Origin of the sequence: Staphylococcus simiae (genome assembly GCF_002902085.1) — a bacterium.
In the GTDB taxonomy this organism is placed as follows: domain Bacteria; phylum Bacillota; class Bacilli; order Staphylococcales; family Staphylococcaceae; genus Staphylococcus; species Staphylococcus simiae.
Genome location: NZ_PPQR01000058.1, coordinates 1 through 6,769, shown reverse-complemented (window position 1 = coordinate 6,769; position 6,769 = coordinate 1). Strand labels below are relative to the sequence as shown.

Sequence of the window (6,769 nt, the reverse complement as noted above, 5' to 3'; positions counted from 1 at the left end):
AGATGTGTATAAGAGACAGCTATAAAATACATTGTATTGTTCCGTAGTTTGATTAGATTTTACATTTATATTTTCACTATATATACATAATAATTTAATTTCTCGAACAATATAGTAAATACTACATTAATTTATAAAAGGGGAATTAGAATAATATGAAAGATGATTGGATAAATTTAGTAAATAAAAGTCTTATCAAAGATTTTTATGAGCAACAGAATTTAGAAGAAATAAATGAAGGCTTTAAAACTTCTCTTAAGTTTGGAACTGCAGGAATACGTGGGAAGTTTGGTTTAGGTGAAGGTTACCTTAATAAATTTACTGTTTCTAAAGTTGCATTAGGTTTAGCAAACTTTTTAAAATTTACATATGAATCACCTATCGCAGTCATTCATTATGATATAAGGCACCTATCTTCAGAATTTGCCAAATTAATAGCTGATATTCTTTCTAATCATAAAGTCAAAGTTTATTTGCCCGATACATATAAAACAACACCCGATTTATCATTCGCAGTTAGACACCTTAAAGCAAATGCTGGAGTAATGATAACTGCAAGTCATAATCCCAAAAATTACAATGGTATTAAAGTATATAGCGAAGATGGTGCGCAATTATCTACTGAATCTTTGGCTATGTTAGCTCAATTTATCGATGCTAAAGTAAATCCACTAGCAATTGATTTTTCTGAAATAATGACTGGAAATAAAAATCTCATTTTTCCCTTACCAAAAGAAGTAAAAGAAAATTATTAGCAATTTTCAATAAATAGTTTTATTACAAAATAATCATTTTAAAAGGAGTATTAATAATTTTGGAAAATGTAAAAAAGCAATTATACCCGCTGCTAGTTTAGGAATAAGATTTTTACCTGCGACTAAAGCTATACCTAAAGAAATGCTTCCTAGTCTTAGATAAACCAGCCATTCAATATATCGTAGAAGAAGCCACAAAAGCTAGTATATAGGATGTTATAATTGTCACAGGTAAAAATAAACGTGCTATTGAAGATCACTATGATAGTCAAAAAGAATTAGAAATAATTCTAAAAGAAAAAGACAAAACAGAGTTACTAGAAAAAGTACAATATTCAACAGAATTAGCTAATATTTTTTATGTGAAACAAAAAGAACAAAAAGGTTTAGGTCATGCGATTAGTTTAGCGCAACAATTTATCGGCAATGAACCATTTGCTGTATTACTAGGTGACGATATTGTCGAATCAGATATACCAGCAGTTAAACAATTGATGGATATCTATGAACAAACGGGTCACTCTGTGATTGGTGTACAAGAAGTAGCTGGATCAGAAACACATCGTTATGGCATCGTTGATCCATTAAAGAAAGATGACCGATGTTACGAAGTTAATAAGTTTGTAGAAAAACCCGCTCAAGGTACTGTACCATCGAATTTAGCGATTATGGGACGTTATGTATTAACCCCAGAAATCTTTGACTACTTAAAAACTCAAGAGATCGGAACGGATAATGAAATCCAACTAACTAATGCGATTGAGCGCATGAATCGTAATCATCAAGTATATGCTTATGATTTTGAAGGTGATCGTTTCGATGTTGGCGAAAAATTTGGATTCGTTAAAACCACGATTGAATATGCTTTGAAAGATAAAGAAATGAAAGAAGAGTTAAAACTATTTTTTAAAAATTTAAAATTTTGATGAAAATAGGCTTGAATCGTCTACACTTAATTAGACAAATTCTATGAAAATAGATATTGTTATCCTAAGAAAGTAGGCGGTTTTTTATGACAAGAGATAGAAGAACGTTTAGTCCGGAATTTAAATTATAAATAGTTAAACTTTACGAAAATGGTAAGCCTAGAAATGCAATTATAAGAGATTATGATTTAACACCTTCGACTTTGTCGAATTGGATTAAACAACATCAAAATGCCGGTTAGTTTAATCATCAGGATAATTTATCTTAGGAAGAACAAGAACTTATAAAATTACGTAAAGAAAATCAACATCTAAAAATGGAAAATGATATTTTAAAGCATGCAGTGCTGATTATGGGACAAAAATAGAATGCATTCAGCAGAATGCACATCAATATTCAGTATCAGCCATGTATAAAGTCCTAAACATACCAAGAATCACGTATTATGATTTAATAAATAGACAACATAACAAGACTAAAAATGATGACTCAACTCTAGAAAACATAGTATTCAAATATTTAATTCTAATAGAAAAAGCTTTGGTACTAGAAGAATTAAAAATTAATTGAACAAGCTTGATATCGTTGTTTCACGACGTAAAATTGGTCGTATTATGAAAAAATACAGCCTTATATCAGTGTATACAAAATTGAAATAAAAAACATCATCCATCGCAAAACAATGAACAAAAAATCAACAATCATTTAAATCGATTATTTAATATAGAAATTCCTATGGAAGTCTTGGTAAGTGATTTAACTTATGTCAGGGTCAATGGTACAATGGATTAAGGTCAAGCTACTCAATCTATGAATGCTTTACCTGAAACAGGAGAAAATGATAGTACTTACGCTACTACAATTTTTGGTGGTTTATCATTAATCCTTGGTACTACATTATTAGCAAAACGTCGTCGTGAACAATAATTTTTATAATATTAATTGTATTTAACATATTAAATTACATTCAATAAGCACAAAGGATTGGCACTTTTAAAGTACCAATCCTTTGTTTTCTTTATATAATATATTGTTTTTGATATTTAACTCGACCTTACTTTGTTTATTTATGTTCTTCCAAACTTTAATAGCCTCATAGCGTTTAATATTACAATCAAGATACTAGCTTCATGAACAAACATTCCAACAGACATAGTTAGCCAATGACTTGTAAACAAAGCAATTAATAAGAATATGACAGTTGATACTGCTATCATTATATTTTCAATCATATTTCTATGTGTTTTTTTACTTAATTTAATAGCATGATTCAAATGTTTAAAATCTGATTTTACGAGAACAACATCTGAAGTATCTATGGCAACATCTGTACCACTACCTACAGCAATTCCTATATCTGCTATAGCTATTGATGGGCTATCATTAATACCATCTCCTACAAATGCTACAACATGACCTTGATCCTTCAACTTCTGTACATAATCTGCTTTGTCTTTCGGATACATGTTCCCAATCGCTGTAGTTAATCCCAACTCTGTCGCTACAATATCTACACTCGTTTGATTATCACCAGAAAGTACCACTAATTGTTTAATGCCTAATTTTGACAGCTGTTTTAATTGCTGTTTAATATCCAATCTCACTTTATCTTTAATACCTAACGTTACACATAATTGATTATTGATAGCTACCATAACAATAGAATGTCCTAACGATTCAAGCTCATCAATATGTTGCAAACTGTTTGTCGGGAAATTAATATGATGTTCTTTCATCAGTTGTTTATTACCAACATAAACTCTATCGCCGTTGACTTGTGCTTCTATACCCTGACCTCTAACAACATTCATTTGTTTAATAGGTACTGTCTCGATATTATCCAAATAATCGACTATAGCATTTGCTAAAGGGTGATTAGATTCGATTTCAATACTTTTTAAATACTGTAAGGCTTGATGAATCTGACTACCATAATCATATTGTTGGTGTACTTTTGGTTGTCCTTCAGTTAATGTACCAGTTTTATCAAAAATCATCGTATCTACTTTACTTAACGATCGGATTATTTCGGCACCCTTCAATAAAATACCATGACGTGCCCCATTTCCAATACCTGCAACATTCGACACAGGTACGCCAATAACTAGTGCTCCTGGACATCCCAATACTAATACTGTAATTGCTAATTCTATATTTCGACTAATAATATAAACGACAATACTCATTATTAATATAAGAGGTGTGTAATATTTAGCAAATTGATCAATAAAACGTTCAGCTTGGGATTTGCTATCTTGTGCATTTTCAACAAGTTCTATAATTTTCCCAAAAGCTGTCTCTTCTCCCACTTTATCAGTCTGAATATATAATATACCATTCTCTAATATTGTACCTGCTAATACAGTATCATTTTCACTTTTATAAATACCTTTACTTTCACCTGTAATACTAGCTTCATTGACAACAACAGATCCATTAACAATGGTGCCATCAACTGGAAGACGTTCTCCTGTTTTTACTTGTAAAATATCGTTTTTAGTAACATCAAATATATCTACTTTTTCAAAACGATTATCAACTAATTTCATAGCTGTTTGAGGTTCTAAATCCGTCAATTCTTTGATCGCTCTTCTTGTTTTATTCATTGTTTTTTGTTCTAAATAACTACCAAATAAAAATAAGAAAGTTACAACTGCTGCTTCTTCATAATTTCTTATAACAAGTGCCCCTATAACGGCAATTGTTACTAAAACATCTATACTTAAAACTCTTATTTTAATACTTTGATATGCTTGAATTGCAATAGGCAGTACTCCTATAATACCTGCAATGAGCATTACAATATTACTAAGTAAGACCAACTTAAAAAGTAAATTGGTAATAATCGCGATGATAATTAATATAGCGTTAACCCATGTTATTGTTGCTTTATGTTTAAGTATAAAACGTTGCATTTATACACCCTCTTCATTACTACATAATCATTGTTTATCGTGAAACAATTTACTAATTTTATACTGCATAGTCATTTACATTTTTGTTTTAAGACGGTAACGTTCGACTGGATAACCTAATTTTTCAATATTATTAACTATTGTTGTAATATTTACTTTTTGAGGATCAAAAGTTGTAAATACTTTACTACTATTAAAACGAATATCTATACTTCCATTTTCCACACCTTCAATTTTTCTTAATGAACTATTAATTTTCTTAATACAACTTGGACAAGTTAAAGGTTCTAATTTTAATTCTGCAATTGTCACTAATAAAACTCCTTCCGTTATGTTTGTATCTTTACTATATCTACTTTTAAACAGTTAATAATTGACATGGGTCAACTTTTTTCAATAAATAATATATTATAGTACATATAACTACATTAAATAGAAAAGTGGTGATTATAATGCAATGCAATCATTCATTAGCTCAGTGTGTTCATTATGTTCCTATATTTAAAAACCTATCAGATTATTTGCTTACCAATATCAAACAATATTTAACTTCATTGCATCTTGCTAAAAATGAATTTGTTTATCAAGAAGGTGATTTAGCTAACAAACTATATATTGTTAATAGTGGACAGATTCATATATTTCGTTTGAGTGAAGATGGACATGAGCAATTAGTAAGAATTTTAAAACCAGGGGACTTTATTGGAGAATGGGATATATTCGATAATGAAGATACATTTCATCAAGATTTCGCTCGAGTAATAAAACCTACTGACTTATGTGTATTAGAACAACAACATTTCAATACTTTTTTATTAAACAATCCTTCTGTAGCAATAAATATCATAAGAGAAATGGCCCATAGACTTAATCAGGCAGATCAAATGCTATTAACTTTATCATCACAAGAAGTGATGGATAGACTTGTTTACTACTTATTGAGTATTAAAGACCAATCCTTAATTATTCATCTTCCAATGTCTAGAAAAGATTTAGCATCATATTTAGGTACTTCTCCAGAAACACTATCAAGACGATTCAAAGTATTAGTTCAAAATAAAATCATACAAGTTCATAAACCAACTATAATTGAAATCATTAACTTACAGCAATTACAAAATTACTTAAATCATTGATTCCACAGCTATAAATAACAAATTTCTGAATATTTTGTGAAATATTGAACTTTCTAGACTTTTTTGGCGATTTTCAGGGTATTGAATAATATAACGACTTTAAGGAGTGATGATATGTTTAATTTAGATAATCAAGTTGCATTAATCACAGGTGGTGCTAACGGCATTGGTAAAGGAATTGTTGAAGCCTTATATCGTGCAGGCGCTACAGTGATTGTGGCTGATATAGATCAACACAATGGTGAACAAACAGCTCAAGCATTTAAAGGTGCCTATTATCATCTTGATGTTACTGATAAGCAAGCGATTCACCAAACGATTGATACGATCATAGAAGATTATGGCAAAATTGATATTTTAGCTTCTAATACAGGTATATTCCCTCAGGCAATGATCGAAGATATGACTGATGATGATTGGGATAAAATAATGAACGTTAATCTTAAGAGTATGTTCCATGTAACTCAAAAAGTATTAGCTCATATGAAATCAAGACAGTACGGTCGTGTTATTATTACATCTTCTGTCACTGGTCCGATTACAGGATATCCAGGTTGGGCACATTACGGTGCATCTAAAGCTGGTCAATTAGGTTATATGCGTAGTGCCGCACTTGAATATGCTCAATTTGGCATCACAGTCAATGCAGTTCAACCAGGTAATATTTTAACTGAAGGCTTAAAAGCAAAAGGTGACAGTTATATTGAAAATACTAAGAAAATTGTCCCTACTCACGATTTAGGCGAGCCAACAGACATCGGTTATGCGGTCGTATACTTTGCCTCTAAAGAAGCAAAATTTGTCACTGGACAAGCCATTGTTGTTGATGGTGGACAAACTTTACCTGAAGAACCCGATGGCATTCTATAACTTTGAAAATAACCGTTTATCATATGGAAAATAAAGGTTCTCCCCCAAATTGGACTGATACATAATTATTTTTTAAATTATTCACTTTTTATTTATCAGTCCTGAAAAACATACTAAGATTAGCTGTGAAGAAATCTATGACGATAGATTTTTTCACAGCTATTTT

The 6,769-nt window shown here is 30.4% G+C and carries 6 protein-coding genes and 2 pseudogenes; 6 read left to right on the top strand and 2 right to left on the bottom strand.

Annotated features, from left to right (window positions below; genetic code table 11):
• Positions 1–155: 155 nt before the first annotated feature.
• From CD113_RS08145 to CD113_RS08125, 4 genes and pseudogenes are all read left to right on the top strand, one after another.
• Positions 156–752: pseudogene (locus tag CD113_RS08145) on the top strand (phospho-sugar mutase); the annotation flags it as partial.
• 52 nt (positions 753–804) lie between these two features.
• Positions 805–1,681: pseudogene (gene galU, locus CD113_RS08140) on the top strand (UTP--glucose-1-phosphate uridylyltransferase GalU).
• A 131-nt stretch (positions 1,682–1,812) separates the two neighbouring features.
• Entirely contained in the window at positions 1,813–1,923 is a 111-nt protein-coding gene (locus tag CD113_RS12955; RefSeq protein WP_088177485.1) for a helix-turn-helix domain-containing protein, read from the top strand.
• Positions 1,924–2,492: 569 nt separating this feature from the next.
• On the top strand, positions 2,493–2,609 hold the full coding sequence (locus tag CD113_RS08125; protein WP_002464227.1) for an LPXTG cell wall anchor domain-containing protein: 117 nt from the start codon (positions 2,493–2,495) through the stop codon (positions 2,607–2,609).
• Positions 2,610–2,749: 140 nt separating this feature from the next.
• Here the strand turns inward: CD113_RS08125 and CD113_RS08120 are convergent, their stop codons facing one another.
• Together CD113_RS08120 and CD113_RS08115 are read right to left on the bottom strand one after the other, a co-directional pair.
• Positions 2,750–4,597, bottom strand: coding sequence for a heavy metal translocating P-type ATPase (locus CD113_RS08120; protein ID WP_002464226.1), 1,848 nt, complete (start codon positions 4,595–4,597; stop codon positions 2,750–2,752).
• A 75-nt stretch (positions 4,598–4,672) separates the two neighbouring features.
• Entirely contained in the window at positions 4,673–4,909 is a 237-nt protein-coding gene (locus CD113_RS08115; RefSeq protein ID WP_002464225.1) for a heavy-metal-associated domain-containing protein, read from the bottom strand.
• Positions 4,910–5,049: 140 nt separating this feature from the next.
• Between CD113_RS08115 and CD113_RS08110 the strand changes: the two genes are divergently transcribed.
• Together CD113_RS08110 and CD113_RS08105 are read left to right on the top strand one after the other, a co-directional pair.
• A complete protein-coding gene (locus CD113_RS08110) occupies positions 5,050–5,733 on the top strand; it encodes a Crp/Fnr family transcriptional regulator (RefSeq protein ID WP_002464224.1) in 684 nt (227 codons plus the stop codon).
• Positions 5,734–5,847: 114 nt separating this feature from the next.
• A complete protein-coding gene (locus CD113_RS08105; protein ID WP_002464223.1) occupies positions 5,848–6,603 on the top strand; it encodes an SDR family oxidoreductase in 756 nt (251 codons plus the stop codon).
• Positions 6,604–6,769: the final 166 nt, after the last annotated feature.

Bases quoted from the DNA above. Each gene is read 5' to 3' on its own strand.
- CD113_RS08125 (WP_002464227.1), top strand. From the start codon at position 2,493: ATGAATGCTTTACCTGAAACAGGAGAAAATGATAGTACTTACGCTACT.
- CD113_RS08105 (WP_002464223.1), top strand. From the start codon at position 5,848: ATGTTTAATTTAGATAATCAAGTTGCATTAATCACAGGTGGTGCTAAC.
- CD113_RS08110 (WP_002464224.1), top strand. From the start codon at position 5,050: ATGCAATGCAATCATTCATTAGCTCAGTGTGTTCATTATGTTCCTATA.
- CD113_RS08120 (WP_002464226.1), bottom strand. From the start codon at position 4,597: ATGCAACGTTTTATACTTAAACATAAAGCAACAATAACATGGGTTAAC.